The sequence below is a fragment of the Lentzea cavernae genome, assembly GCF_014653695.1.
Classification (GTDB): domain Bacteria; phylum Actinomycetota; class Actinomycetes; order Mycobacteriales; family Pseudonocardiaceae; genus Lentzea; species Lentzea cavernae.
Genome location: NZ_BNAR01000004.1, coordinates 365,970 through 392,956 on the forward strand (window position 1 = coordinate 365,970; position 26,987 = coordinate 392,956).

Annotated in this window: 22 protein-coding genes; 4 read left to right on the forward strand and 18 right to left on the reverse strand. The window is 71.2% G+C overall.

Annotated elements, in window-relative coordinates; all coding sequences use genetic code 11:
- Positions 1-13 precede the first annotated feature (13 nt).
- From IE307_RS15705 to IE307_RS15745, 9 genes are all read right to left on the reverse strand, one after another.
- Entirely contained in the window at positions 14-1,207 is a 1,194-nt protein-coding gene (locus IE307_RS15705) for an acyl-CoA dehydrogenase family protein (RefSeq protein ID WP_229904739.1), read from the reverse strand.
- 15 nt (positions 1,208-1,222) lie between these two features.
- Positions 1,223-2,446, reverse strand: a complete 1,224-nt coding sequence (locus IE307_RS15710; protein WP_229904740.1) for an acyl-CoA dehydrogenase family protein — start codon at positions 2,444-2,446, stop codon at positions 1,223-1,225.
- Entirely contained in the window at positions 2,443-3,735 is a 1,293-nt protein-coding gene (locus IE307_RS15715; protein ID WP_191298681.1) for an ATP-grasp domain-containing protein, read from the reverse strand. Before IE307_RS15715 ends, IE307_RS15710 begins: the two co-directional genes overlap by 4 nt.
- The gene (locus IE307_RS15720) at positions 3,732-5,015 is read right to left on the reverse strand and encodes a lysine N(6)-hydroxylase/L-ornithine N(5)-oxygenase family protein (protein WP_191298682.1); all 1,284 of its coding nucleotides are present in this window, start codon (positions 5,013-5,015) and stop codon (positions 3,732-3,734) included. The genes IE307_RS15715 and IE307_RS15720 overlap by 4 nt, the downstream gene beginning before the upstream one ends.
- Before the next feature lie 103 nt (positions 5,016-5,118).
- The gene (locus tag IE307_RS15725) at positions 5,119-6,354 is read right to left on the reverse strand and encodes an ATP-grasp domain-containing protein (RefSeq protein WP_191298683.1); all 1,236 of its coding nucleotides are present in this window, start codon (positions 6,352-6,354) and stop codon (positions 5,119-5,121) included.
- Positions 6,351-7,568 carry an MFS transporter gene (locus IE307_RS15730; RefSeq protein WP_191298684.1) on the reverse strand — a complete coding sequence of 406 codons (1,218 nt, stop codon included), beginning with the start codon at positions 7,566-7,568 and terminating at the stop codon, positions 6,351-6,353. The genes IE307_RS15725 and IE307_RS15730 overlap by 4 nt, the downstream gene beginning before the upstream one ends.
- A complete protein-coding gene (locus tag IE307_RS15735; protein ID WP_191298685.1) occupies positions 7,568-8,596 on the reverse strand; it encodes an NAD(P)/FAD-dependent oxidoreductase in 1,029 nt (342 codons plus the stop codon). Before IE307_RS15735 ends, IE307_RS15730 begins: the two co-directional genes overlap by 1 nt.
- Positions 8,596-10,113, reverse strand: a complete 1,518-nt coding sequence (locus IE307_RS15740; protein ID WP_191298686.1) for a class I tRNA ligase family protein — start codon at positions 10,111-10,113, stop codon at positions 8,596-8,598. The genes IE307_RS15735 and IE307_RS15740 overlap by 1 nt, the downstream gene beginning before the upstream one ends.
- Positions 10,113-11,390, reverse strand: coding sequence for a lysine N(6)-hydroxylase/L-ornithine N(5)-oxygenase family protein (locus tag IE307_RS15745; RefSeq protein ID WP_191298687.1), 1,278 nt, complete (start codon positions 11,388-11,390; stop codon positions 10,113-10,115). Before IE307_RS15745 ends, IE307_RS15740 begins: the two co-directional genes overlap by 1 nt.
- A 429-nt stretch (positions 11,391-11,819) precedes the next feature.
- On the opposite strand from IE307_RS15745, the gene IE307_RS15750 reads away from it, so the two are divergent.
- The 3 genes from IE307_RS15750 (at position 11,820) to IE307_RS15760 (ending at position 13,327) form a co-directional block, all read left to right on the forward strand.
- The gene (locus IE307_RS15750; protein ID WP_229904741.1) at positions 11,820-12,509 is read left to right on the forward strand and encodes a response regulator; all 690 of its coding nucleotides are present in this window, start codon (positions 11,820-11,822) and stop codon (positions 12,507-12,509) included.
- Between the two features lie 135 nt (positions 12,510-12,644).
- Entirely contained in the window at positions 12,645-13,007 is a 363-nt protein-coding gene (locus tag IE307_RS15755; protein ID WP_191298689.1) for a cupin domain-containing protein, read from the forward strand.
- The gene (locus tag IE307_RS15760; protein WP_191298690.1) at positions 13,004-13,327 is read left to right on the forward strand and encodes an avidin-fold protein; all 324 of its coding nucleotides are present in this window, start codon (positions 13,004-13,006) and stop codon (positions 13,325-13,327) included. The genes IE307_RS15755 and IE307_RS15760 overlap by 4 nt, the downstream gene beginning before the upstream one ends.
- Positions 13,328-13,399: 72 nt before the next feature.
- On the opposite strand, the gene IE307_RS15765 is transcribed toward IE307_RS15760, so the two are convergent.
- From IE307_RS15765 to IE307_RS15785, 5 genes are all read right to left on the reverse strand, one after another.
- Positions 13,400-14,713, reverse strand: a complete 1,314-nt coding sequence (locus IE307_RS15765) for a jacalin-like lectin (RefSeq protein WP_229904742.1) — start codon at positions 14,711-14,713, stop codon at positions 13,400-13,402.
- 180 nt (positions 14,714-14,893) lie between these two features.
- Complete coding sequence (locus IE307_RS15770; protein WP_191298692.1) at positions 14,894-15,130, reverse strand: hypothetical protein; 237 nt, start codon at positions 15,128-15,130, stop codon at positions 14,894-14,896.
- Positions 15,131-15,483: 353 nt separating this feature from the next.
- Entirely contained in the window at positions 15,484-16,230 is a 747-nt protein-coding gene (locus IE307_RS15775) for a GAF and ANTAR domain-containing protein (RefSeq protein ID WP_229904743.1), read from the reverse strand.
- A gap of 115 nt (positions 16,231-16,345) precedes the next feature.
- Positions 16,346-17,665 (reverse strand): helix-turn-helix domain-containing protein, encoded by a 1,320-nt coding sequence (locus IE307_RS15780; protein WP_229904744.1) that lies wholly within the window; start codon positions 17,663-17,665, stop codon positions 16,346-16,348.
- 292 nt (positions 17,666-17,957) lie between these two features.
- On the reverse strand, positions 17,958-18,764 hold the full coding sequence (locus IE307_RS15785; RefSeq protein ID WP_191298693.1) for an alpha/beta fold hydrolase: 807 nt from the start codon (positions 18,762-18,764) through the stop codon (positions 17,958-17,960).
- Between the two features lie 127 nt (positions 18,765-18,891).
- Here IE307_RS15785 and IE307_RS15790 point away from each other — a divergent pair, with 127 nt between their 5' ends.
- Positions 18,892-20,670, forward strand: coding sequence for a thiamine pyrophosphate-requiring protein (locus tag IE307_RS15790; RefSeq protein ID WP_191298694.1), 1,779 nt, complete (start codon positions 18,892-18,894; stop codon positions 20,668-20,670).
- Between the two features lie 185 nt (positions 20,671-20,855).
- Here the strand turns inward: IE307_RS15790 and IE307_RS15795 are convergent, their stop codons facing one another.
- The 4 genes from IE307_RS15795 to IE307_RS15810 all read right to left on the reverse strand — a co-directional run bounded on the left by IE307_RS15795 (position 20,856) and on the right by IE307_RS15810 (position 26,985).
- The gene (locus IE307_RS15795) at positions 20,856-21,353 is read right to left on the reverse strand and encodes a hypothetical protein (protein ID WP_191298695.1); all 498 of its coding nucleotides are present in this window, start codon (positions 21,351-21,353) and stop codon (positions 20,856-20,858) included.
- Complete coding sequence (locus tag IE307_RS15800) at positions 21,343-22,200, reverse strand: thermonuclease family protein (protein ID WP_191298696.1); 858 nt, start codon at positions 22,198-22,200, stop codon at positions 21,343-21,345. The genes IE307_RS15795 and IE307_RS15800 overlap by 11 nt, the downstream gene beginning before the upstream one ends.
- A 63-nt stretch (positions 22,201-22,263) precedes the next feature.
- Entirely contained in the window at positions 22,264-23,739 is a 1,476-nt protein-coding gene (locus tag IE307_RS15805; RefSeq protein ID WP_191298697.1) for an amidase, read from the reverse strand.
- A 102-nt stretch (positions 23,740-23,841) separates the two neighbouring features.
- Positions 23,842-26,985 carry a S8 family peptidase gene (locus IE307_RS15810; protein ID WP_191298698.1) on the reverse strand — a complete coding sequence of 1,048 codons (3,144 nt, stop codon included), beginning with the start codon at positions 26,983-26,985 and terminating at the stop codon, positions 23,842-23,844.
- Between the last annotated feature and the right edge of the window lie 2 nt (positions 26,986-26,987).

Sequence of the window (26,987 nt, forward strand, 5' to 3'; positions counted from 1 at the left end):
CCCGCTGCGTTCACTAGACGATGCCGAGGGCGATGCCGAACTCGGGCTTGGCGTTGAGCAGGTACGCGCCGGCGGACTGGAGGATCCGGTCCTGCGCGGCGAGGTGCTGGCAGATCGTGGCGGTGTCGCGCATCCAGCGGTCCATGGGCGAGGACCGGTGGATCGACCACGTCTGCAGGAGGTCGAACAGCCGGTTCACGATCGAGCGCGACATGCGGAACGCGTGCACCCAGGACAGCGGGCAGGCGGCGCGGTCGATCGGGTCGAGGTCGTCGAGCGTGCCACCGGCGGCGAGCACCTCCCACTGGCGTTCCAGAGCGCCGTAGACGCCCGCGCGGGTGGCGTTGAAGTCGGCCTCACACGCCGCCAGCGTCACTTGGACGCGCCAGATGTCCGCCCAGTCCGTGCCGGTCATCCGGTCCACCCGCTGCGACACGCACTCCCGCGCGTAGTCCAGGGCCGCACGCGCGACGCCGAGCGAGACACCGCACATGGTGCGGGTGAACGCGTCGGGCTGGGCCAGCGGGCCGCGGCGGCCCCGCACCTCGTCGAAGCTGAACGAGCGCTCCTCCGGCACGAACACGTCCTTGACCGTGTAGTCGCAGCTCCCGCTGCCGCGCAGGCCGGTGGTGTCCCAGTTGTCGATCAGCTCCACCTCGTGCCGGGGCAGGAGGAACTGGCGCGACTCGTGCGGGTTGCTGCCGTCCGGGCTCGCGTACTTCTTCCCGTCCTGGAAGACGAACGCGCCGGAGATCACCCAGTCGGCGTGGTCGATGCCGCTGCCGAACGGCCAGCGGCCGCTCAGCCGGTACCCGCCCGGCACCTTCTCGGCGCGGCCGGACGGCTGGAGGAGCCCCGCGACGATCTGGTCGGGGTTCGGGAACATCTCCTTGCCCACGACCGGGTCGAGGAACTCGGCGTAGATGCCGGTGTTCGAGCCGATCATCGAGCACCAGCCGGCGGAGGCGTCCCCGTAGGACAGTGCCTCGACGACCTCGAGCTGCTCCATGGACGTCAGTTCCAGGCCGCCCCAGTGCTTTCCGAAGCACATGCGGAAGACGCCGTTGTCCCGCAAGGCGTCCACGACGTCGTGCGGCAGGTTGCGCAGCTGCTCGATCTCGGCGGACCGTTCCCGCAGCATCGGCGCCAGCGCCTTCGCGCGTTCGATCAGTTCCGCCGCGGTGGTGGCGGCGGTCACCCTCGTCATGGTCATCTCGTTCCCCTACTTGACGATGCCGAGGCAGATGCGGAACTTGGGCCTGCGCCCGAGCAGGTACGCGCCCGCGGACTCGAGGATCGCGTCTTGGGCGGAGAGGTTCTGGCACATGGTCGCGGTGTCGCGCATCCAGCGGTCCATCGGCGAGGACCGGTGGATCGACCACGTCTGCAGCAGGTCGAACAGCCGGTTCACGATGGAACGGGACGTGCGGAACGCGTGCAGCCACGCGATCGGCGACGCGGCGCGCTCGTTGATCGTCAGATCGTCGAGCGTGCCCCCAGCCGCGAGGACCTCCCACTGCCGGGTCATCGCGGAGTAGACGCCGTTGCGGGTGGCGTTGAAGTCCGCCTCGCACTCGGCCAGCGTCACCTGGACGCGCCAGATGTCCGCCCAGTCCGTGCCCGTCATCCGGTCCACCCGCTGCAACACGCACTCCCGCGCGTAGTCCAGGGCCGCACGCGCGACGCCGAGCGGTACACCGCAGAGGCTGCGCATGAACGACTCCGGCTGCGCCAGCGGGTGCGGCGAGCAACGCGGGTTGTCGAAGGTCAGGGTGTGCGTCTCCGGCACGAACACGTCGGTGATCGTGTAGTCGGAGCTGCCGCTGCCGCGCAGACCGGTGGTGTCCCAGTCGTCGAGGATCTGGACCTCGTGCTGCGGCACGAGGAACTGGCGCGACTCGTGCGGGTTGCTGCCGTCCGGGCTCGCGTACGGCTCGCCGTTCTCGAAGACGAACGCGCCGGACATCACCCAGTCCGCGTGGTGGATGGTGCTGCCGAACGACCACCGGCCGCTGAGCAGGAACCCGCCGGGCACCTTGTCGGCGCGGCCGGCCGGGGCCAGCACCCCGGCGGTGACCATGTCGAGGCGCGGGTAAACCTCCCGCACGACGTCCGGCTCCAGAAAGTTGGCCAGCAGCCCGGTGTTCGCGCCGATGATGCCGCACCACGCGGCGGACGCGTCGCCGTACGCGAGCGCCTCGGCGACCTGCGTCTGTTCCATCGAGGTCAGCTCCGGGCCGCCCCACTCGCGGCGGAAGCACATGCCGTGCACACCGGTGGCGCGCAGGAGTTCCACGACGTCCAGCGGGAGCTTGCCGGCCTCCTCGATCTCCGCGGCGCGTTCGCGCAGCACCGGCGCGAGGGCCTTGGCCCTGGCGATGATCTCGGTCGCCGTGCGGGGCGGGTCGGCCACCGTGGTCATGTCCTGGTTCCTCACAGTCGTCATTCGTCCACGTCCAGGAGTCCTGCGGGCATCGCGAAGGGCGCGTCCGGGTCAGCCGGTCCGACCGGTTCGGTCTCGAGCCGCACCAGGGCGGCCGCCGCCGTCAGGCGTTCGAGGCACGTCGGCGTGTCGTCCGCCTCGCACACGACGAACGAGTGCCGCGCCAGGTAACCGCCGGGAGGAAGCCGCAACGTCGTGCCGGGCTCGCACATCGGTGAGGCCGCGACCAGTCCGGGCGCCTGCGCGGGCAGGTCGATCGACGTCAGCAGGCAGTCCTGCTCCGGGTAGCCGAAGCGGATGCCCGCGACGCGGCGGTGCGCCGGGGTGATGTCCGGCCGCTGCCCGGTCGTGACGTCGAACAGCACCTCGCCGGGCTCGACGCCGGTGGCGGTGCGGCCGAGGAACGGGATGAGGTCGCCGCCGAGCCTGCCGTTGATCTCGATGATCAACGGGCCGCGGTCGGTCAGCCGCACCTCGCTGTGCGTGATGCCGTTCTCGATGCCCAGCGCCTCGTGGGCGCGGGCCAGGTGCGCCATCAGCTCCCGGTCGGCGAGCAGCGGGTCGTTCGCGTCGACGACGTGACCGACCTCCTCGAAGTACGGGTGGTCGCTGCTGTGCTTGCGCGCCAGGAACATCGGCAGGTACTCGCCCTTGTGGACGGCGCCGTCGACGCTGATCTCCTCGCCCGGCGCGTAGCGTTCGACGATCGCGCTCGCCCGGTACGGGCCGGGATCGACCTCGCTGGCCGCGAGGGCCACGTGGAACGCCTCGTCGAGCTCGGAGGAGTCGGTGGCGAAGACGACGCCGATGCTCGCGCCCATCGCGCGGGGCTTGATCACGACCGGGTAGCCGATGCGCTCCGCCGCGGCACGGGCCTGCTCGACGGTCGTCGTGAGCTCGAACCCTGGCTGGTGCAGGCCGGCGGCGGTGAGGACGGCGCGGGTGCGCTCCTTGTCGCGGCAGCCGCGCACGCCCGCGGCGGACAGCCCCGGCACGCCGAACTCGGCGGCGAGCAGCCCGGCGTCGAGGACGAGCGGTTCGTCCCAGCACATCAGGCCGACGACGGTGCGGCGGGCGACGACCTCGCGGGCGGCCTCGCCCATGACGTCCGAGTCGAAGACGTTCGCGACGACGATCTCGTCGAAGTACTGGTGCTGCCAGGTGGGTTTGAGGTTGTTGAGCAGGACGAGGTCGATGCCGGCGGCCTTGGCGCGGCGGGCGATCGGCGCGACGAGGTATTCGCGGTAGACCTTGAGTCCGCTGCCGATGACGAGGATCGCGGGGTTGCTCATGCCTTCACTCCCTGCCGAGAAGGTTGCTGCCGCCGGGCGAGGAGATCGGTGAGGACGTCCTGCGAGCGGTGGGCGATGACGCTGATCAGCGAGTCGGCGATGCCGTGCGTCTCCTCGTTCACGCCCTGCAGGTACATGGCGCCCCAGGCGGAGTCGCCGAGGTCGACGCGGTACTGGCGGCCGACGGTGACCTCGTCGAGGCCGGCGCGCCGCGCCAGGTCGCGGACGAGCCACGGCATCCGCGGGTCGTAGCCGGTGCCGAGGAGCACGAGGTCGCAGTGCAGCGGCTCGACCTTGCCGCTCATGCGGTCGCGCAGGTCGAGGACCACCTCGTCGTCCTCGACGCGGGCGGCCACGACCTCGGTCATCGGCCGCACCCACGAGCGCTGCGGTCCGAGCGTCTTCTGCTGGTAGAGCATCATGTAGAGGTCGTCGAGGAACCCCGGTGCGAGGCCGCCGTAGTTCGTGAGGCGCATCTCGCCGAGGATCTGCTCGCGCACCTCGGGCGGGCTGTCGTGGAACTCGTCGACGAACGACGGGTAGAACAGCTCGTTCACGAACTTGCTGTGCTGGTAGTTCTGCAGGCCGATCGACCGGACGACCATCGTCACCTGGCTGTGCGGCAGGTTCTGGTGCAGCGCGTAGAACATCTCCGCCGCGCTCTGCGCGCCGCCGACGACGACGGCGCGCAGCGGCTCGTCCCTGGCGATCTTCGCGATCCTGGTGCGGTACTGGGAGCTGTGCACGATCCGTTCGGCGGGCAGGTCTGCGAACACCTCGGGGATGCGGGCGTCGCGGCCGCCGCCGACCACCAGGTCGCGGCACCGGATCCGGTCACCGTCCACGAGGGACACCTCCCAGCCGGTGATCGACCCGTCGTCCGACCGCGTCGGCGTGATGCTCTGCGCGCGGGAGTCGTAACGGATCCGCACGCGTTCCAACGACTTCGCGGCCCACTGCAGGTAGTCCGAGAGCTCCCAGCGGAACGGGCTGAACGTGCCGAGGTTGACGAACTCGTCGAGCCGGCCCTGGTCGTGCAGGAAGCTGAGGAACGAGAAGCGGCTGCGCGGGTTCCGCAGCGTCACGAGGTCCTTGAGGAACGACACCTGGCTGCGCGCCCACGGCATGAGCAGGTCGCGTTGCCACTTGACGTCGGGGCCCTGTTCCAGCAGGAGGGTGTTCTCGGCCAGGTCCGATTCGGACTCCTCGATCGCGACGGCCAGCGCCAGGTTCGCCGGGCCGGCACCGATCGCCAGAACCCCAACCTCTCGGTCAGTCACACTGCCCCCTCGGGTGATCGCGATTCCGCATCTGGAAACGACGCTAGACAAGGAAGTTCCCCGAGAAGAAGAGGAACGGTTCCCGACCATCCGGGAAAAAGCGTTACAGGACTTCGATTCGCACGGTCCCGGCGGCGATCTCCGCGCGGCGCAACGCCTCCGCGGACGTGTCCCCGGTGGCCATGACGATGCCCGCGCGGTCCCACGAGCTGCGCAGGCCGTCGAACCTCTCCCCCGGCGCGACCGTCACCTGCAGGAGGTGCACGCCGTCCAGCTGCCGTGCCTCGTCCACGCCCTCGACGCTCTGCACGACGCCGGGGTCGATCGTCAGGAACCGCACGGCGGCACCCGATTTCGCCCGTGCGGGCAGGTCGCTCGGCGGGTCCTCGCCCCGCAGCACGGCGTAGTAGCAGCGCAGCAGCTCGACGGGGTAGGCGAGCTGGACGACGTCGAGGATGCCGTCCCCCGCCAGTCTTCCGGCGCACTCGACGAGGTGCGGGACGCCGTCGGCGACGATCCACTCGCAGTGCACGATGCCGTCGCGGAACCCGGTGGCGTCCACGACCCGTGCGGTCTCGTGCTTGAGCAGGTCGTCCAGCTCGGCCGGGACGTCCGCAGGGACGATGTGCGCGAGCTCGACCGGGCGCGGTCCTGGGACGAGCTGCTTGCCGGTGACGTTGGCGAACAACGGTCTCCCGTCACGCACCAGCATCTCGACGCTGAACTCCTCGCCCTCGACGAACTCCTCCGCGAGCATGGACAGCTCCATCGGCCGGTCCGGGACGAAGATCCCCTCGTCCTGCGCCGTGCAGTGCGCCCACGCCGCCTCGATCTCGTAGGGGTCGCGGATCACCTGGGTGCCCACGGACGCCTGGCGGTTCGACGGCTTGAGCACGATCGCCCGGTCGCCCATGAACGCCAGCACGTCCGCCGGGCTCGCGACCCTCGTGCTCTCCGGGTTGCGGATGCCGGCGGCGGCCGTGACCTGGCGCAGCAACGCCTTGTCCCGCATGATCTGCGCCGCGCCGAGTGTCGCGCCCGGCAGGCCGTAGCGCTCGGCCAGCCGGGCGGCGAACGGGGTCGCGTACTCGATCGCCGGGACGACCGCCGCGGGCTGGAGGTCGCGGTGGGCGAGGAAGAACTCGTCCGCCCTGCCCGGTGTCAGGTACTCCCACTCGATCAGCCCGCGGACGAACCCGACGCCCTCGACCTGCTCGCGCACGTGCCGCTTGCGGATCACGTCCGGTTCCTCGACGTAGATCACCGAGTCGTCGGGTTGGAACTCCGCGACCAGACCGATCGTGACGCCCACGAACCCGACGACGATGACGGGCTTCACACCGCACCTCCCACGGCCACGCGCTCGCGCGCCTGGCGGACGCCGTAGACGGCGAGGAGCCCGGCGACGCCGTTGACCAGGGCGATGACGATCCAGAACGCGCCGCCCAGCGAGGTGAACGCGAAGACGCCGAACAGCGGGCCGATCGCGGAGGCGAGTCCGACCACGGCCTGCATCGTGCCGATGTAGCGGGACTTGTACGCCGCCGGGAACTTCGCCGGGTGCGCGAACATGGTCGGACCGGCGATCATCAGCCCGCTCACCGCGAACACCGCTCCCAGGACCACGAACGTCCCGGAGTGCACGGCCAGGGCGTAGAGGGCGAAGCCGAGCGAGTTGACGAGGTGCCCGGCCAGCACGGCGACGTGCGCGGGGATCTTGACGATGTACGTCGTGATCTTCAGCTCGCACGTGATCAACACGACCGACGAGATCGTCAGCACGGCGCTGTACAGGCTGGTCGGGTACTTGTCTGCGACGATCTCCAGCGGCAGCGCCGTGACCGACTGCGCGTACGCGATCGTGCCGAGGAACACCGCGGCGAGGTAGGCGAGGTACTTGCTGTCGCGGGCCATCCTCGAGTACGCGGCGCGAGAGTCCACAACGGACTTCTCCTCCTGCTCCTCCGGCGCCGTGACGCGCGGCAGCAACAGGTACGCCAGCAGGCCGTAGAGCAACGCCGTGACACCGTCGACGTAGAACAGCAGGTCCCAGTCGACGAGGATCAGCCCGGCGGCGATGAGCGGGGCGAGCGCGGCACCGGTGTTCAGCGCGATGCGCATCATCGAGAACGCCATCACCTGGTGCTCTTCCGGCATCAGGTCACTGAGCAGCACCGCCGCCGCCGGCCGGTACGCCTGCGTCACGAGTCCCGCGAGGCCCACGACCAGGAACAGCACCACCGGGGTCTTGGCCACCAACGGGATCGACGCCACCAGCGGCGCCGAGGCCAGCATCGACAGGGTGATCGTCGTGCGCGGCCCGAGCCGGTGCGTGAGCTCACCGCCCGCCAGCGTGCCGAAGATCGACCCGACGCTGTACGCGGCGAGGCACAGACCGGCGATGCCGACCGAGTCTCCGCGGAAGGTCAGGTACAGCAGGATGAACGTCTGGACGAACGCGCCGAGCTGGTTGACCAGCACGCCGCCGAGGAGGTAGCGGACGGGGGTGGGTGTCGCGCGCAGCGTGGCGAAGACCCCGGCGTTCTCGGACATCAGGCTGCCTCCAGGGCGTTGACGATGCGTCCGGCGACCAGCGGCGCCGAACCGAAACCGCTGCCGCCGCAGGCCGGGCGCGCCCAGACGGCCGGAGCCACCTCGGTGAGCAGCGCCCCGCCCGTGACGGCGTCGGTGGCGTAGTGGCAGTGCTTCACCGCGACCACGGTGTACCTGTCCACGTCGGACACGATCGAGGTGGCGAGCAGGCTGTCGACCCACCCTCCGTCCGGTTCCTCGGCGTCGACGGACCCGACCTCCCGGCACACGGCGTCCGAGCTGATCTTCAGCAGGGTGCCGTCACCGGGTGGCAGCAGCCACGCGCGGCCGTCGCCGAGCCGTCCGGCGCCCGGTGCGCTCTCCCACCACTGCATGAGGGGCTCTGGCGGCCGGAGATACACCATCGTCTGGCGGTGCAGCCGCACTGGAACGTCGACCAGTTCGGAAGTCCACGGGCCTTCGGCGACCAGCACGAGGTCTGCCCTGACCGTGACGCCGCCCTCGACCTCGACGCGTCCGGTGTCGACCGCGACGACGCGGCTGTTCGGTCGCAACGACACCAGCGGGTGCTCGACCAGCCAGCCCACCGCGGCGGTCAGCACGCGGTGCGCGAGCAGCACCCCGGCGTCGGCCTCCAGCACGCCGACCGCGCCGCCGGGGAACACGAGGTGCGGCAGCTTCTCCTGTTCCAGCACCTCGACGGGCAGCCCGCAAGCCGCCGCCTGCCCGGCCACCACCGCCGCCCGCGCGCGCGGCCAGGCCGTGACGACACCCACGCGGCGGTAGAACCTGCTCTGCAGCAACGACTCCAGCTCCAGCCACCGCCGATGCGCCGCCACCCGGTCGAGGGTGGCGTCCACGTCGTCGGGGACGAACGTCCGCATCGCGCGGTGCTGGTCGAACGACGTCGACCTCGGACTCGGGATGCGGCCCCGGTCGAGCACCGTCACCCGGTGCCCGGCGAGCGCGCACTCCACCGCCGTCAGGAGCCCGGTGACCCCGGCCCCGACGATGACGACCCCGGCCATCAGCCGGGGAGTTCCGGCAGGCGCCGCGGCGTGAACTCCCGCGCGTCGAACAGCTCCGGGATCGCGGTGTCGGGCAACGCCGACGCCAGGTCGGTCAGGATCGGCGCGGCACAGCGCAGGAACACGTCGACCTCGTGGCAGAAGTCGCCCGCGTTGTCCTGCGTGACCACGAAGGCGTCCAGCCGGGCCAGCTGTTCGGTGAGCGTGAACGCCGCCGCCGTGATGCTGAACCGCCGCACGTCGTAGGCGCCGGCGAAGCGTTCGGCGAGCAGCCTGGCCGCGACGCGGGACCCCTCCGACACGGGCAGCGGTGCCCGCGGCAGCGCGTTGACCCTGCGCGCGATCCGGTTCCACGGCGCGACCAGCCGGGAGGACGTCACCTCGGCCATCGCGGCGCGGGTGAAGTTCGTGCGCTGGAACTCGGGGCTGGTGGCGGCGAGGTAGAACCGGACCAGGTCGCGCGGGACGCCCTCGTCCAGCAGCTCCTGACCGGTGACGAGGTGCCCGCGGCTGGTCGAGAACTTGTCGTTCTCCAGCTCGTAGAACTCGTTGGTGACGAACTGCTCGGGCAGCACGTACTGCCCGAGCGCGAGCAGCATCGCGACACCGGCGACGGCGAACGCGAACCCCGCGTCGGAGCCGAAGAAGTACACGACCTCGGTGTCGCCGAACCACAGCTGGTCGTCGCTCTCCAGCACCTCCCCGCGCTGCTGCGCGGCGAGCGCGGAGGCGTGGACGCTCCAGGTGATCGTCTCGGTGTCGGAGTAGAACACCTGGCCGTCGACCTCGGGGAACGGCGCCGGGATGCCCCACGAGATGGGCAGCGTGACCGGGTAGTCCGGCAACGGTCGCGCCAGCATCTCCTCGATCATCCTGGCGAGCCTCGGCCGCAACGTCGGCGCGTGCCGCGCGAAGTACTCCTCCAGTCCCGCCCGGTACTCCTCGACCGGCAGCACGAGCACCTTCTCCTCGCGCAGCTCGACGGGGTCGTCCGGGTCGAGCGTCGAGCGCGGGCCGACGAGCTCACCGGAGGCGATCCAGTGGCCGCAGCCCTCGCACAGCCCCGCGCAGCCGTCGGTCAGGCAGACCGGGCAGCCGCCGCGCACGTACGCGTCGGTGAGGTACTCCCCCGTGCTGGGCGAGTACGGGAACTTCACCGCGCGCAGCCGCAGCTTTCCCGCGCTGTGCAGGCGGTCGAAGAACGTGACGACCGTCTTGACGTACCGCTCGTCGAACCGCACGAACCCGTCGGGGTCGATGCCCATCGCCGCGAGCGACGTCTCGACGGCCTGCGCCGACTTCTCGCGCAGGTCCTCGGGTTCCACGCCGAGGCGGCGCGCGGTGGTGACGATGTAGTTCTGCGTCGAGTGGATGCCGGTGCCGAACAGCACGTCGCGCCCGGCGGCACGGGCGTACCGCGCGCAGACGTCGGCGGCGAGGAACGGACCGGCGAGGTGACCGAGGTGCAGGTCGCCGTTCGCCGTCGGGCCGGGGGCGATCACCAGGAGCCTCGCCATCACGCGCTCCTCAGCTCGGCGGTGCCGCGCCGGGCCAGCAGGTCGTTGACGATGTCCTGCGAGCGGTGGGCCAGCACGCTGATCAGCGTGTCGGACATGCCGTGCGTCTTCTCGTTGACGCCCTGCAGGTACAGCGCGCCCCACGCCGCGTCGCCGATGTCGACGCGGTACTGGCGGCTGACGGCGATGTCGCCGAGACCGAGCTGTGCGGCGAGATCGCGTGCCATCACGGGCATCCGCTGGTCGTAGCCGGTGCCGAGCACGACGAGGTCGCAGTGCACGGGCTCGACCTTGCCGGTCTTGCGGTCGTGCAGGTCCAGGACGATCTCGTCGCCGTCCTGACGCGCCGAGACGACCTCGGTCATCGCCTTGATGGCGGATCGCTGCGGTCCCAGCATCTTCTGCTGGTACAGCATGGTGTAGAGCTCGTCGAGGAACGGCGGCGCGAGGCCCGCGTAGTTCGCGAACCGCATCTCGCCGAGGATCTGCGCGCGCACCTCGGGCGGGGTGTCGTAGAACTCGTCCACATAGGACGGGAAGAAGGCCTCGTTGACGAACTTGCTGGTCTGGTAGTTCTGCAGGCCGATCGACCGCACCACCATCGTGACCCGGCTGTCGGGCAGGTCGGAGTGCAGGGCGTAGAAGATCTCGGCCGCGCTCTGGGCGCCGCCGACGACGACGGCGTGCAGCGGCCGGTCCTTCGGCACGTCACCGATGCGGTTGAGGTACTCCGAGCTGTGCAGGACCTTCCCGGTGGGCAGGCCGGCGAACACCTCGGGCACGTGCGGGTCGCGGCCGCCACCGACGACGAGGTCGCGGCACCGGATCACGTCGCCGTTCGCGAGCGTCACGGTCCAGCCGGTGAGCACGCCGTCGTGGTGCGCCGGCTCGATCCGCTGGGCGCGGGCGTCGTAGCGGACGGAGACCCGTTCCAGCGACGACGCGACCCACTGCAGGTAGTCGGACATCTCCCAGCGGTACGGGTGGAACGTGCCGAGGTTGACGAACTCGTCGAGCCTGCCGTGCTCGTAGAGGAAGCTCAGGAACGAGAAGCGGCTGCGCGGGTTGCGCAAGGTCACCAGGTCCTTGAGGAACGAGACCTGGCTGCGCGCCCACGGCATCAGCGTGCCGCGCTGCCACCGGACGTCCTCGTGCTGCTCCAGCACGAGCGTGTCGCCCGCCAGTTCCCGGGAGCCGGACTCCTCGATCGCGACGGCGAGGGCGAGGTTCGCCGGGCCCGCGCCGATCGCCAGTACGCCCACGTCTTGGACAGTCACGCGTCCCCCTCTGTTCGTCCCCCAGTGGCGTTCCAGAGGCTAGGTAGCGGTCCTTCCCGCCAGGTAGGGGAACTGTTCCCGGCCGCATGGGCAATGCCGATTCCTTTGCAGGGCAACGGAGTCCGCGCCGGGTGTCCCGGCGTGGCCGTCGCGGTGCCCACTCCGCGTCACCCGTTGCGGCCCCTCGCTGGGCCGCTTCGCCGAACAGGCCCGCCGATCGCAGTCACGCCGCTACTCCGGTCGTCGGGCTCTCTCATCAACGCAGTGGGCCGAACGAGTGAAAACCGCGTTTTTGAGATCGCGACTTACGCCGATGGAGCGATATACCCTACGGCCGGTGCTGACTCTTTGGGGGAGATCAGGTGACCGCGATGGAATGACGAGAACGCTATTTTCGGGGGACTGATGACTCGTTTGGAACAGAATGCAGTGGCTCCGCTGCGCCGCGGCCACGACATCGCGGTCCTGCACAGACCCGCCGCGGTCACCGTCGTGCTCGCCGACACACAGCCCGCCATCAGGCATGGAGTGCGTTCCGTGCTCGAACGCGTGGACGGCATCTCCGTCGTGGGTGAGGCCTCGACCGCCGCCGAGGTCATCGCGGAGACGGCGCGCTGCCGCCCCGACGTCCTCGTCGTCGACGTCGACACAGTCGGCGCGGGAAACTGCCGATTGATAGAACAAATAGCGCGCGGATGCCCCGAAACGGGCATTCTGGTCTTCAGCGCGAGTGATTGTGACTCGACATTGATCGCGGCAATTCGGGCAGGAGCGCGCGGTTATTTGTTGAAGAACGCGGATCCGGATCAGATCGTGCGCGGCATCCAGGCCGTGGCGGCGGGTGAGGTGCTGATCGGCAGGACCCTGGCCGCCCGCCTCGGAGCACTCCTGCACCCGACGTCCGACCACTCGCCGTACCCGTTCCCGCAGCTGACCGGCAAGGAGCGGGAGGTGCTCGACCGGATCGCGGCCGGGCGGTCGAACGTGGCCATCGCACGCGAGTTCACGCTGGCGTCGAAGACCATCAGCAACCGGGTGTCCGCGATCTTCGCGAAGCTCGGCGTCTCCGACCGCGCCCAGGCGATCGTCCTCGCCCGCGACGCCGGGCTGGGGCGCTGATGGCGCGGACCGGAAGGCCGCGTTCCGCGTCACACCGCTAACTTCCTGACAGGACAGGGAAAGCGTCCCCTGTCGGCGGGGAAGCCCGCGAACCTACGCTCCGCGGCGTCGCCCAAACGCCGATCGGAGCAAGGGATGCCGACAGACCACGTGCAGTTCCGCCGGCGCGAGCCGGCGCACCTCGTCCGCGAGCACGGGCTCGACCTCAGGCTGCTGCACCCGTGGCCCGGCCTGGCCACCCCGTTCCGCGGCGCCTGGTGCGTCCTGCGGCCGGGCGACCGCACCGACACGCACCAGCACCGCGAGCAGGAGCTGTTCATCGCGATGGAGGGCCGCGGCGAGGTCGTCGTGGGCGAGCACACCCACGTGCTCGCGGCCGGCGACCTGATGCTGATGCCCGGCGACGTCGACCACCACGTCCTCAACCCGCACGAGGAGGACTTCGCCTACTACGCGATCTGGTGGGACGGCGTCATGGCCGAGGAGTACCTCGCGTGATCGACTACGACGGCCGCCGGTTCCGCAAACCGGACAGCGACCCGCACACCGTCGCCGAGTACCACCAGGAGGGCGACCTCGTCTGGGCGGACTTCGCGGGCGGCAGCGTCCGCCGCGGCTCGATCGCCGGCACCCGCGCCGCGGACGGCACCCTCCACATGGGATACACGATGGTGCTGACGAGCGGCGAGGTCGTGTGCGGCCACACCGTGAACACACCGGAGTTCACAGTGGAGGGACGCCTGCGGTTGCGCGAGGAGTGGGAGCGCTACGGGCCGCACGCCGCCGCGGGCACCTCGTACATCGACGAGGTCGGCTGACGGACCTCGCCGCCTCTCCTGCAACAGCCGGGGTTCCCCGACGACACGGCGAGGAACCCCGGCTGAGGTGTCTCAGGCGTGCGACACCCTGGTGAAGACGACGCCGAGCGAGTCGACCTCCTCCCCGGCCCTCCCGTGGAAACCGGCGATCTGCCACCCGGCCGGAGCGGTGTAGGTGACGGCGTCCGGGGTCTCACTGCCCCCGGACACCGTGCGGCCCGTGCTGGTCGTGAACCGGGCGTAGAAGATCCTCGTGCGCCCGCTGCTCTGTCCGGAGTGGAGGGTCACCGAGGTCAGGTGCTCCCCCGGTGACAACGTCAGCTGCCGCGCGGTTCCACCACCACCGCCGTGGCTGTAGGACGTGCCGTCGGCGAGCGTGAGCCCGACCTGGTCGACGCGGGAGCCGGCACGGAGGTTCACCCCGGCGACCCGCTGCCCCGGCGGAACCGAGGCCACGTCGGTGAACGGGGTGCCGTGCGGCCCGCCCCAGGCGTCGCTGAGGGACAGGCCGGGGTTGAGCGTCCACCGGAAGTCCGCGGCGATCGGGTAGTGGTCGGACAGCATCTTGTCGTCGGCGGTGCGGAAGGCCGCGTTCTCGTTGCCGTACCGGGTCAACTCGAGCGTGACGTACCTGTTGCCGCGGAACAGGATCTTGTCGACGACCTCGCACGCGTCGCTGACGTTCCGGTCGTCGCAGACCACCGCCGGGCTGTCGGCGGCCGGTGGCACGCCACCGCGTTCCTCCTGCACCCAGGCGTCGGTCAGCCCGTTGGCGGAGACCAGTTCCCGGATGTTGTCGCCGGCGCGGGTGTAGCGCGTGTTGGTGTCGCCCGCGACCACCACCGCGTTGCCGGCCGAGTTGGCGGCGACGAACCGGGACAGCTCGCTGATGTTGGCCCGCCGGGCCGCTAGGTCCGCCTCGCTGTCGCCCGCGTTCGCGTGCACGTTGTAGAAGTCGATCAGCACGCCCTCGGCGACCCGGATCCGGGACCAGGTGAACCCCTTGGGGGTCAGGCAGTCCGTGCCGTTGCACCGGTCCCACCTGTCGCGGGCGAGGTCCGAGTACGGGTGGTCCGCCAGCGTGTTGAGCCCGTCGCCGAACGGGACGCCGCCACTGGTGGGCGTGCGGAACGGGTGGGTGTCGTTGGCGTAGAGCGACGCGTGGTAGTTGAAGTCCTCCTGGACGTGGACGACGTCGTACGGCCCGAGCCGCCGGCCGATGATCGGCGTGTTCACCTTCGGGTTGCCGCTCGACAGCCCCTCCGGCAGTCCGGCCACGTTGTAGCTCAGCACCGAGAAAGTCCCGCCGGGTGGTGGCGCGGCCACCGCGGGCCCGACGTGCGCGCTCGCGGCCAGCAAACCGGCCACAGCAACAGTTCTGGTCAACCAGGCCACTCCCACCGCACGACTCCCGTCCAGTTCGGGGCACGACGCGGTGACAGTAGAGCAACGCGAGATGTTTTCACATATCGCGGACGTGAGAACCACACGGCCACAGCGCATCGACGTCGAATCGACAGCCGCGTTCGACGACAGGCCGCCGAACGCGTCCCGGAGAACCGGCGATCACTCGTCCTCGATCGGGCCGCACGGGGCGATGTCGACGACGAGCGACCACGCCACCAGGTCGACCCGCAGGTCGCTGCGGATCACGGGGATCCACCGGAGGTTCGTGCGCGGGTCGGCGATCTCGGCCCCGACCGCGACCGCGCGGCGGAACACCCCATCCGCGAACGGGGAGGGGTCGAAGAACGTGATGACGGCGCCTCTCTCGAGGTGCTCGGTGACAGATCTTTCGCTCACGGCACCGGACGAGTCGTCCGGTGACCGGAACGGGTCCCCGCGGGGCGCTGGAGTGGGCATTTCCCCAGATACCCCGGGAGGACAGGGGTATTCGCGGCGACCGGGTCAGTTCGCCCGTCCGGATCTGTGGTGACGTGGTGCGGCTGAGCCCGGCCCCGCACGGTGTCGGCGGGGTTGCCGGGTGGTCGTGCGGCTGGTGGCTCTGCGCCGTCTGGATCACGTCCCGGGATCGGCCCGGACCGCCTCCATCGCGTGTGCTGCCACGAACAGCACGCGGTCCCGGCCGGTGACGCCGTCGACCACGTCGTCGAGCTCACCCGACACGGCCGCGACGGTGATGTCGCGGCCCGCGGTCAGGACCGGCCGAGTTCGGTATGTCGAACCGTGATCGTGCTGGCCAGGTCGAAGAGCTTCACGTTGAGCTGTTGAGAGGTCCGGCGGAGCAGGTCGAACGCCTCGTCGGCGGTGATGCCCTGCCTGTTCATCAGAATTCCCTTGGCCTGACCGATCACGTCCCTGCTGTTGACGGCCTGCCGGAACTGGGCCTGCCGGAGGTCCGCGAGCTCGGTCGCCCGCGCGTGCGCCAGGGCCAGCGAGCCGTGCGTGGCCAGCAGCAGGGCCGTGTGGCGGTCCACGGGGGCGAGACCGTCGGCACGGCGCGAGTAGATGTTCAACGCCCCGGACAGCCGTTCCGGTCCCTTGGCCGGGAACAGCTCGCTGGACAGGATCGAGCGGAAGCCGTACCGGGCGGCCGCGGAGGCGAAGTCTGGCCAGCGGGTCTCGGCCGGCAGGTCACCGCTCTCGACGTACCCCGGGCTGTCGGGACGGGCCGCGTCGACGCAGGGACCCCGTCCGGAGCGGTACTGCACCTGGTCGAGCTCGACGGCGACCTCGTCGGTCTGGACCGGTGTGTGGAACACGCCGTCGGGCGTCCGGACCGTCACGCTCACCATGTCCGCACCCGAAACCACGATCCCGGCCGCGTCGACGACCTGTTGCAGCGCCTCTGCCACGGTGGACGTGTGGAGCAGCCTGCGGGTCAACTCCTCGAAGTGGTCCACTTCCACGCCGACGGCACCGTCGTTCTGGTTCTCGATCACGGAAACGATGCGCCTCCCCGAGCGGCGGTGAATGGTTCGGCATTCAGTGGACCAGTGGCGACCATCAGGCGAATACCGCAAAAGCGAAGTTCGGGGTGTTCGAAAAGCGAACCGGTCACGTGTCGTCTCGCAGAGTCCGCGAGGGCGTTTCGCCGTAGGCGACGCGGTACTGCGCCGCGAAGGTGCTCGCGCGGCTGAAGCCCCACCGCGCCCCGATCCGGGTCACGGTCGAGGCACCGGGGTCGGAGGCCTGCAGCTCGGTCCGGGCACCGTCGAGCCGGACGCGGCGCAGGTACGCCATCGGTGTCGTGCCGAGGTGCCGGCGGAACGACAGCTGCACCGCGCGCACGGTGACGCAGGCGGCGGTGGCGATGTCCGCCGCGCTGATGTCCCTGTCGGCGTTGGACTCGATGAACGCCATCGCCCGCCGCAGGGTCTGCAGATGGGCGTCGTGTTCGTCCGCCGCGCCCGGCGGCGAGAGCACGGTGTTCGGGAACGTCCGCAGCACCGTCGCCGCGAGGTACCGGTTGGCCGTCGACACGAGCAGGAGGTCTGCGTCGGACGCGGCGAGCACGGTGTCGCGCACGTGCGTGATCGCCGCCCGCAACCGGCCACCCGCCACGGCGTCGAACGGGCGGTGGCTCAGCAGCCTGAAACCCCGGTCGTGACCCGTGACCTGGGAGAAGAGGTCAGGTGTCAGCAGCGTGACGCGGGCACGGGCGTTGCTGATCCGGCCCGAGACCGGCAGGTCCGGCGGCGCGAAGGAGAACAGCTCGCCGGGCCCGAACGCCTCCGGTTCCCGCTGCCCCCGGACCAGGTGGTCCGCGACCGCGCCCGACTCGACGTCGACGAGGCAGACCCTGCCCATCGGTCCGACGTCGTAGGTCATGCCGAAGCCGACGTCCAGCTCGTCGACGCTGATCTCACCGGCCGCGAGCCTGGTGAGGCGCACCTGCGCCCGCCCGGCCGCGCAGCCGATCCGCATCGGCGCGTACGAGGTGCTCAGGAGCTTCTGGAGGACTTTCAGGTCCGTGTCGGCGAACGACCGCCTGTCCACCACCGACCCCAGCGGCCGAGTCACCGGCGGGGTGGTGCCGGCGTGCCCGGCGAGCGCCTGGTCGAGCGTGCCGAACCTCGGCACGGCGCCGTTCGGGTCGATGACGTCGAGCACCACGGACACCGCCGTGCTCGCCGGATCGGGCACCAGCACGCACTCGACGCCCCGTGCGGCGCAGCCACCGGCGAACGCGATCAACGTCCTGGCGGTGTGCACGGACACCAGTCCGACGCCTCGCAGGTCCAGCACCACCAGCGTCGCGGTCGGGACGACGGCCGCCGCCAGCGTCCTCGCCAGCAGTCCGGGGCTCACCTCGCTGACGACGTTCGGGAGGGTGAGCACCAGCGCGTCACCGATCTGCCTGGGGCTGATCGCCACGTGCTCCACTGCCCAGCCTTCCGCCGGCGGATCAGGGCCCCTCGGTCGAGTCCGAAGGGGTGCGCGAGCCCATCCGCTCATCCCACCCGGTCACGCCTCCCGGTGGGAACTCCACGACCAACGTACCGCGCCGGGCACCAGGGCGAACCTCGGCGCACGAACGGCCGTGTCCGTGCATCCCGGTGCGGCGCGAGAGGGCCCGCGCGGTGGTGCCGCAGAAGGTGCACGTTCCACGAGACCCGTGCACTGCATCCGTTGCGCACAAAGAAGGTTGGCGCACTGGAGCACCTGGTCACAAACCTTGGTCACGGCCGGAAACCGTGCTGAGGAAAGAAAGGAGCGCCTCGGCGGTACCGGCGGGGTTGTCCCGGTGCGCGAGGTGCCCGGCGCCGGGGATGACGCGGTAGCGGATGTTGGCGTGCCGGCGCGCCCAGCGCGGGGCCGCGGTCGGGATGATGCCGTTGCGGTCGTGCTCACCGCGGCAGACCAGGGTCGGCACGTGCAGCCGCCTCCGCGGGTCGATGTGCCGGATGGCGTCGGCGAACGCCGACCACATCCCGGCCAGCGCCTCCTTGGTGACGTGCCGGGCGACCTCGCGGGTGTGGGCGGCGGCCCCGGCGGTGCGGGTGCCGTGGGTGGCGGCGCGGCGGCGCAACAGCCACGACGGCATCAACCTGACCAGGGGCACCGAGGCGCGCAGGGCGGCCATCGGCACGGCGGCGGGACGGTGCACGAGGCTGGTCCCGCCGATCACGACCAGGGCGAGCACGCGGTGGGGTGACTGGATCGCCGCCTCCTGGCTGATGTAGGCACCGAGCGAGTGCCCGACGAGAACCGCCTGCCGCGCACCGCTCTCGTCGACCAGCCGCACCACGTCGCGGGCGGCGCCGGCGAGGGTGAAATCACCGGCGCCGGACGGGTTCACGCCGTGGCCCGGCAGGTTCCAGGTGACCACGCGGTACCCGGCGGCGACGAACGACGGCGTCAGGACGTCGAACGTGCTGTGGTCGTCGTAGAAGCCGTGGGTGAAGACCACGACGGTGCCGCCGGGGTCGCCCTGGACCCAGCACGGCGCACCTGACGATCGGACCTCGGACATTGCGCCGGAGTTGCCCAGAACGGCGCGGTGAAACCGGGGAGGTGCGGGACAGGAACGCACCGGTTGGACCGCGATCACAGGGGTACGCCAGCCACTGGAGCTCACGACAGCGGAGGGAAGTGGCGAGATGGCCCGCACGGTGGCGGACGCCCTGATCGACCGGTTGCGCACGTGGGGCGTGCCGAGGATCTTCGGCTACGCCGGTGACGGGATCGACCCGCTGCTGGCGGCGCTGCACCGCGCGGACGGGGAGCCGGAGTTCGTGTCGGCGCGGCACGAGGAGATGGCCGCGTTCATGGCGACCGGCCACGCGAAGTACTCGGGCACTCCCGGGGTGTGCCTCGCCACCCAGGGGCCGGGGGCGATCCACCTGCTCAACGGCCTGTACGACGCCAAGCTCGACCACCGCCCGGTCGTGGCGATCGTCGGGCAGGTGGTGTCCACCGCGCTCGGCACGGGCTACCTGCAGGAGGTGGACCTGCACACGTTGTTCAAGGACGTCTGCGGGCAGTACCTGCAGACGGTCTCCACTCCCGAGCAGCTGCCCGTGCTGCTCGACAACGCGATGCGCACCGCCATCGCCGAACGCGCGCCGACGTGCCTCATCATCCCGCACGACGTGCAGCGCGCCGACGCCGTCGACGAACCTCCTCACACCCACGGCGTCGTTCCGTCGTCGGCGGTCCTGAGCCGGCCGAGGGTCCTGCCGCGCGAGGAGGAACTACACCGCGCCGCCGAGGTGCTGAACGCGGGGTCCAGGGTCGCGCTGCTGATCGGCCGCGGCGCCGCGGGCGCCCAGGAGGAGATCGCCGAGGTCGTCGCCACGCTCGGTGCGGGCGCCACCGCGTCGTTGGTCGGCAAGCCCGTGGTGCCGGAGGACGCGCCGTGGCACACCGGCGTGATGGGGCACCTGGGCACCACCGCCAGCGCGGAGCTGATGGCCGGGTGCGACACGTTGCTGATCATCGGGTGCAACGACCCATGGACGGAGTTCTACCCGGCGCCGGGCCAGGCTCGGGCGGTGCAGATCGACATCGAGGCCCGCGTCGTCGGCAGCAAGTACCCGGTCGAGGTGCCGCTCACCGGGGACGCCACCGAGACGTTGCGGATGCTCCTGCCGCTGCTGCGGCAACGCGAGGACCGGGCGTGGGAGAACAAGGTGTTCGACAGCGTCGTGCGCTGGCGTGCTCTCGCGGGCCGCCGCGCCAACGCCCCGGCCGACCCCCTGAACCCGGAACTGGTCGTGCACGCGCTGTCCGGGCAGATGCCGGCCGACGCGCAGGTCGCCGTGGACGTCGGTTCGTCGTGCTACTGGTACGCCCGGCACCTCGCGCTGCCGGTCGGGGTGCCCGCCCACACGTCCAGCTACCTGGCGTCCATGGGCTGCGCCATGCCCTACGGCATCGCGGCCAAGCTGCACGCTCCACAAAGGCCGGTCGTGGTGCTCGCCGGTGACGGGGCCATGCAGATGAACGGACTTCTCGAGCTGATCACCGTCGCCGACCGCTGGCGGTCCTGGGACGACCCGAGGTTCGTCGTGCTGGTGCTGCACAACCAGGACCTCAACGAGGTGACGTGGGAGCAGCGGGAGATGGAGGGCGACCCGCGTTTCCCGGCGTCCCAACGGGTTCCCGCCTTCCCCTACGCCGCCTACGCCGAGCTCCTCGGCCTGCGCGGCATCCGGGTGGAGGCGCCCGACGACGTGGACAAGGCGTGGCACGACGCGTTCCAGGCCGACCGGCCGGTGGTCGTCGAGGCCCTCGTGGATCCCGCCGTACCGCTGCTGGCGCCGGACCTCCCCGACAGCAAGGTGGACATGATGCTGCGCGGACTGGAGCAGGAACCCGACGGTGGCGCCGCGAGGGAACAGCTGCTGCGCCAACGCTCCGAGGAGCGGGACCGGTGACGGGCCGCCTCGTTCGTCCCCCGGCTCGACGGGTGGTCCGGCCGCACGTGATCACCTCGGCGGTCATGGGCGTCGCCGCTCGGCGGTGCGCTGGTCGGTAGCCGCCGACATCGCCACGGGGTGGGTGCTGACACTGCTGGCCCCCGCCGCCGGTGCTCACGCCGTGGCGGCCCTGTTCCAGCGCGTCAGCCGAGCAGCTCCGCCACCTGCACCGTCCTGTCGCGGGGCCACGACCGGTGCAGGCCGCCGCGGAAGTCCACCTCGGCCTCGTCGCCGACCTCGACCGCCGTCACCTGACCGATCGGCCCGATCGAGCCGAACAGGCGGACGACGTCTCCCGGTGACAGCTCGTCCGCCTGCTTGACCTCGGTGTTGCGGGCGGGGGACGCGGGCTTGAGCCGGGTGGTGAACAGCTTCCAGGCCCCACCGCACACCACGGGCGTGACCAGCACCAGGACCCCGGCGGTCACGGGGTATGCGCGGACGAGCGCGGCCGCGGCCACCAGCGCCTGCACCAGGCCCGTCAGCGCGGCGACGACCACGGAGCTCACGGGGTTGCGTCCCACTTGGAGCCAGCCCGTCGTGCGCACCCAGCCGCCGGTGGTGAGGCCGCGCGGGCTCCTGCCGTCCGGGAGGCGGAACGCGGTCTCGGCGGCCGGGCGGAAGAGGTCTTCAGTCGGCACGCCGCCACCTCAGCTGGTTCTTGGGGTTGCGGGTGCAGACCATCTCGTGGCCGTCCGGCGTCGTCCTGCGCGCGCCCTCGACGAGGCAGAACCTGCCCAGCCTGGGGTCGTCCCACTCCTCGGTGGGCGGCGGGGGCGGCGGGGCGGGCGGCGAGGGCGGTGGCACCGGTCCGGGAGAGGGCGCGGTGGTCGTCGTGGGTGCTGTCGTCGTGACCGGGTCCGGCGTGGACGGCGGGGGTGCGCTGGAGGAGGTCGTCGTGGCCGAACCGGGGGCGCAGGCCGCCGACCAGAGGCCCCGGCGCTCCTCGCGAGCCGTCGACTCGACCGGCGCGAGGTCGCCGCGAGCGGACGTGTCCGCCTGCGCCAGGCCCCCGCTCACGACGGACCGCGCGTAGTCCGAGCCGTCCGGCAGGCGCACGTCGACCGCGATCCGGTCGTCGTCGGAGACGTCGTCCTTCCTGACGACCAGCCGGACGTTCTCCCCGGCCAGGAGCTCCCGGGCGGTGGCGCGGGACTCCGCCGCCCAGCAGTCCGCCGTCCGGCTGAGCCCGGCGACGCGGCCGCGGAAGGCGAGGCCGGTGGCGAGGTCAGCGCCCTCGAAGAGGTCGACGTCGGAGACGGCGCTGATGGTGACCTCGACCGAGTCGCCCCTGCTAGTGGCCTCGTCGAGGCCGCCGCCGCCCCGTTGTCGCGGGGTCCCGGCACCGCTGAAGCCGACCGCGCCGGTGGTGGCGAGCGCGGTGAGGACACCGAGGCACGCGACCACCAGTCGTGCGCGCCGGCCTGAGCGCCACCAGAGGCGGCGAACGGCTCCCGGACGGATCTCGGACTCGGCTGTGCTGGGCAAATGACGTCTCCGGGCTCGGTGGAGGTGTTGTCCCCAGCAGATACGCATCGGACGCCGAAGAGTTCACTTCTGTTTTCGACGAACTTCAAGCCCGGGGGGCCGGAATCCGCCGATCTCCTGCTCCAGCAGCTCCGCCAGCCGCAGCGGGGTGCGGTCCTCGAACGCCGGGCCGACGATCTGCACCCCGACCGGCAGCCCCTCGGGCGAGCGGCCCGCGGGCACGGCGGTGGCGGGCAGGCCGGGCGTGGTCGCCACACCGGCCCAGACGAGCTGGTCGAAGTACGGGTGCTCGACGCCGTCGACGTCGAGCACCCGTGCCAGCGGATCGGGGTCGTGGTCGTGCGGGAACGCGGGTGTGGGCGTGATCGGGCAGACCACGGCGTCGAACTCCCCGAAGAGCCGCCGCCACGCGTGGCGGTGGAGTTCGCGGCGGTGGTTCGCCTCCATCCAGTCGCGGTGGCTGAACACCATGGCGCGCAGGCGCGTGGCGTCCAGGCTCCGGTCGTCGGGGCTCAGGCCGGCGGCGTGGATCCGCAGCTGCTCGTACGAGTCGACGGGGAAACGCGCGACGGAGCCGGAGAACAGCAGCTGCGTGTACAGCGTCGCCGCCTCGGTCAGATCGGGCAGCAGCGGGCTGTGCCGTTCGACGCGGGCGCCGCTCCCGGCGAGCGCCTCGGCCACCCGGCTCACGGCGGCCCGCACGGCGGACCCGGTCGGGATGACCGGGTGGTCGTCGAGGACCAGGACCCGGAAGTCGCCGAGCCGGTCGTGGCGCGCGGGCGGCAGCGTCACGCTGCAGGCCTTGCCGGACGTCAGCGGGTCCGGTCCCGCCATGACGTCGAACAGGAGCGCGAGGTCGCGGGCGGTGCGGGCCATCGGGCCGACGACGGCCAGGTCGAACTCGACCGGCAACACCGGCTCGGACGGCGCGACCATGCCGCGGGTGGCCAGCAGGCCGAGCGTCGGCTTGTGCGCGTAGACGCCGCAGAAGTGCGCCGGGGTGCGGAGCGATCCGGCGAGGTCCGAGCCGATGGACAACGCGCCGAACCCGGACGCCAGCGCCGCCGCCGACCCGCCGGACGAACCACCGGCGGTGCGGCCGTGGTCCCACGGGTTGGTGGTGGTGCCGTGGATCTCGTTGAAGCTCTGGACGTCCTGCAGCCCCAGCGGCACGTTCGTCTTGCCGAGCACCACCGCGCCCGCGGCCTTGAGCCGGGACACCTGCACGGCGTCCTCGGCCGGCACGTGGTCCCGGTGCTCCGGCATGCCCCAGGTCGTGGGCAGCCCGGCGACGTCGTAGCACTCCTTGACCGTCACCGGGACACCGAGCAACGGCCCGTCCCCACCCCGTGCCCGCACCTGGTCCGCACGACGTGCGGCGGCCCGTGCGCGGTCGAAGTCCGGCACGCAGATCGCGTTGATCACCCCGTCCTCGCGCTCGATGCGGGCGATCGCCTCGTCGGTCAGGTCCACAGAGGACACGTCACCGGCGCGCATGGCGGCCAGAAGTTCTTCTGCCGACTGGAAGTTCCACTCCATGAACTCGACGCTAACCGCATGCCGCCGGAGCCACGAAATTCCCTTTCGCACAAGGGAGATGGGGGCTCCCCGGTGAGGGAGCCCCCGGAGTTCGCGACGCGGTCAGCTCGCGATCTTGTAGGCGTGGATGATCGTCACCTCGCCCGTGTTGCCCGCCGCGTCCGTCGTCTTGGCGCGCAGCGAAGCGAACTTCGCGTTCTTCGGGTGGTGCACCACCGCCTTGTCCCCTACGACCGGCACCTGCTTCCAGGTCGCGCCGTCGTCGAACGACACCTCCACGGTGACGCGCTTGACCTTCGGCGTGTTCTGCGCCTGCTCCACCTTCAGCGGAACGACCTGCACGCGACCGTGCGCGGAGTCCGAGTCGTCGAGGTCGGGCAGGAACCGGACCACCGTGAGCGGCAGGTGCGTGATGTCGTCGGTGTGCTTCGCCTTGAACGTCCAGGCGCCGCTCACCTTGCTCGACAGCTCCGCGTCACGGCTGTGCTCCATCTCGGCCCGGTACGAGCCCTCCCCCGCCGGGACGTCGAAGACCGCCACCGGCCGCGGCTGCTCGCCGAGCTTGGTCCCGTTGTGGAACAACGAGGTCTTCGCGGTCCCGACCGAGGACCTGCCCTCGCCGCCGTTGCCGTCGGTGAGCAGCGGAACCCTGACGGCGATCTGGTCCTCGAGCCTCGCGAGGCCGAAGCCGGGCGCCGCCGGGACGGACGGGCCGAAGACCGCCTTGCCGAACGTCTGCGAGTGCTTCTTGCCGCCCTTGAACGAACGTGCGGGCGTCTCGGTCGTGTACTCGCCGGCGTTGTCCGGCCCGACGCGGTCGTAGATCCAGCTCCACCTGCCCGTCGCGGTGGTGACGAGGTCGACGGCGCGGCCGCCTTCCGGCACCGGCGTGAACGCGGCGAATCCGCCCATGTCGTCGATCGGGTGCGGCATCACCGCGATGCCGTGCTGCCTGCCCTCCCCCGCCGGGCGGAAACCGGTCGTGACCTCCGCCAGCTCGTTCGCCTTCGCCGCGCGTCCGTACCCGGTCGGGAAGCCCTTCTCGGTGTACAGCAGGCGATAGCTGACAGGGGTCTTCTCGTCGCGGGGCGTGCCCCGGAACTGCTCGGCGTAGGTCGTCAGGAACCCCGGCGACTCCGTGCCGAACCCGGCCGTCGACACCTGGCCCGCGAGTCCGCCGAAGAACGCCCAGCCCTGGCCGAACGGCCTGCCCTCGACCTGGGCCGAGTACCCGACCGTGCCGATCTGGGCGGTGGCGGCGGCGTCCGGCGTCGTGAGCGCCACGGCCTTCGCCTTGCGGGCGTCGAGCGTGATCGCCCCCTTGCCGGTCACCACGAACTTCGGCTGCACCATGAAGTAGACCTTGAAGTCCGCGGTGACGACGCTGCTGTCCACGACGTACTCGCCCTTGGGCAGGCGGACGTTCTGCGCGAACCCCGGATGGCGCTTGCCGGTCTGCGTGTTGACGAACGACGTGCCGTGGTCCGCGGCGGGGTCGCCGTCCGGTCCGAGCACCGAGACGGCGGTGTCGTAGCTCTCGACCTCGCGGTGGACGCTCACGAGCGTGCGCAGGCCGTTCGACGCCACGATCGCGCCGCTGTAGGAGCCGTCCGGCGCGGTGGCCCTGGTGTCGGCGGTGACGGTGGCCTTCGCCTCGCCACCGGCGGGGACGGTGACCTTCGCCGGGGACACCGTGAACAGACCGGCCGGGGCGGGCTTGCCGTCCGGGCCCCGGACGTCCGCGCTCAGGTCGAGCACGACCGGTTGCGCGCCGGGGTTGCGGTAGGTGATCTCGCGGACGACCTTCTGGTCGTCGTCGTGCGGCCACTGCTGCACACCGAAGTTGATGTTCGCGGGCTCGGCGATCACCTGCTGCGCCAGCATCTTCGGCACGTCCACGCGTCCGGTGCCCTGGTCGAACGCCGTCAGCGACGGGTTCGCCCTCGCCGACGCCATGACCGTCGCCTTGAGCCGCGGGCCGCTCCAGTCCGGGTGCTGCTGCTTGAGCAGCGCGACGACGCCCGCCACGTGCGGGGTCGCCATCGACGTCCCGGACATGGCGACGTGCCCCTGAGTACCGGCCTCGGCCGCGACGATGTCCACACCTGGCGCGGTCACGTCCGGTTTCACCGCACCGTCCGCGGCCGGGCCGCGGCTGGAGAACGGCGCGATGCCGTCGTTGCGGTCCACCGCTCCCACCGTCAGCGCGGACTCGGCGCTGCCGGGCGAGCCGATCGTCTCCGGGCGCCCGGAGTTGCCCGCCGCGATGACGAACAGGGCGCCGGTCTCCCGGGAGACCCGGTTCACGGCTTCCTCGAGCGGGTCGACCTCCGGGGTGTCCCCGCCGCCCAGGCTCATGTTGACGACGTTCGCGCCCTGCTCACCGGCCCACTGGATGCCGGCGAGGATCGCGGACTCGGTGCAGCCGCCCGGCTGGCACACCTTGCCGTCGAGGATCTCGGCGTCCGGCGCGACACCGCGGTACTTCTCCCCCTTGCTCGCGATGGTCGACGCGACGTGCGTGCCGTGCCCGACCTCGTCGGTGCCGTCGGGCGAGTCGGTGAAGTTCTTTTCGGCGACCTGTTTGCCCTGCAGGTCCGGGTGCTTCTCGTCGACGCCCGTGTCGAGCACGGCGACCTTCACGCCCTTGCCCGTGATGCCCGCCTGCCACGCCGCCGGCGCACCGATCTGCTTCGTGCTGCCGTCGAGCGCGAGCTTGCGAACGCCGTCGAGCCACACCTTCTCGACCGCACCGCCTCGCAGCGACTCCCAGGCGCTGCCCGACTTCTCGACCGTGCCGGTCACCAGGCCGGCCACAGACCCCTTGGCCGCCAACGCCGTGACATCCGATCGCGCGCCCGCCGCCGGTCGCACGATCACTGGCACGGTGCTGCGCCGCGCGTCGTCGTAGCCGAACTCGGCCAGCGACGTCACGTCGAACAACCTCGGGTCGAGCTTGCCGTTGTCCACCAACGCGATCGCGTCCGCCGGCACGACGTGCCGGTGCCCGTCGCGCGTGAACGCGCGCACCGGGATCCTGTCCCTGCCCGGCCCCGGCACGACCCGCACGACGCGGTCGCCCGCCAGCTCCACCCGGTCGCCGGTGACCAGCGTGACGCTCCGGTCACCCCGTTGCGGCGACTGCTCGTCCGCGTGCGCGACGGCCGTCGTCCCCGTGGCGACGAGGCCCGCCGACAACGCGAGCGCGGTGATCCCCCGACGGGCACCTCGCTGTCCTGCTCTCACTG

Bases quoted from the DNA above. Each gene is read 5' to 3' on its own strand.
- IE307_RS15705 (WP_229904739.1), bottom strand. From the start codon at position 1,207: ATGACGAGGGTGACCGCCGCCACCACCGCGGCGGAACTGATCGAACGC.
- IE307_RS15710 (WP_229904740.1), bottom strand. From the start codon at position 2,446: ATGACGACTGTGAGGAACCAGGACATGACCACGGTGGCCGACCCGCCC.
- IE307_RS15715 (WP_191298681.1), bottom strand. From the start codon at position 3,735: ATGAGCAACCCCGCGATCCTCGTCATCGGCAGCGGACTCAAGGTCTAC.
- IE307_RS15730 (WP_191298684.1), bottom strand. From the start codon at position 7,568: ATGTCCGAGAACGCCGGGGTCTTCGCCACGCTGCGCGCGACACCCACC.
- IE307_RS15735 (WP_191298685.1), bottom strand. From the start codon at position 8,596: ATGGCCGGGGTCGTCATCGTCGGGGCCGGGGTCACCGGGCTCCTGACG.
- IE307_RS15740 (WP_191298686.1), bottom strand. From the start codon at position 10,113: ATGGCGAGGCTCCTGGTGATCGCCCCCGGCCCGACGGCGAACGGCGAC.
- IE307_RS15755 (WP_191298689.1), top strand. From the start codon at position 12,645: ATGCCGACAGACCACGTGCAGTTCCGCCGGCGCGAGCCGGCGCACCTC.
- IE307_RS15785 (WP_191298693.1), bottom strand. From the start codon at position 18,764: ATGTCCGAGGTCCGATCGTCAGGTGCGCCGTGCTGGGTCCAGGGCGAC.
- IE307_RS15790 (WP_191298694.1), top strand. From the start codon at position 18,892: ATGGCCCGCACGGTGGCGGACGCCCTGATCGACCGGTTGCGCACGTGG.
- IE307_RS15805 (WP_191298697.1), bottom strand. From the start codon at position 23,739: ATGGAGTGGAACTTCCAGTCGGCAGAAGAACTTCTGGCCGCCATGCGC.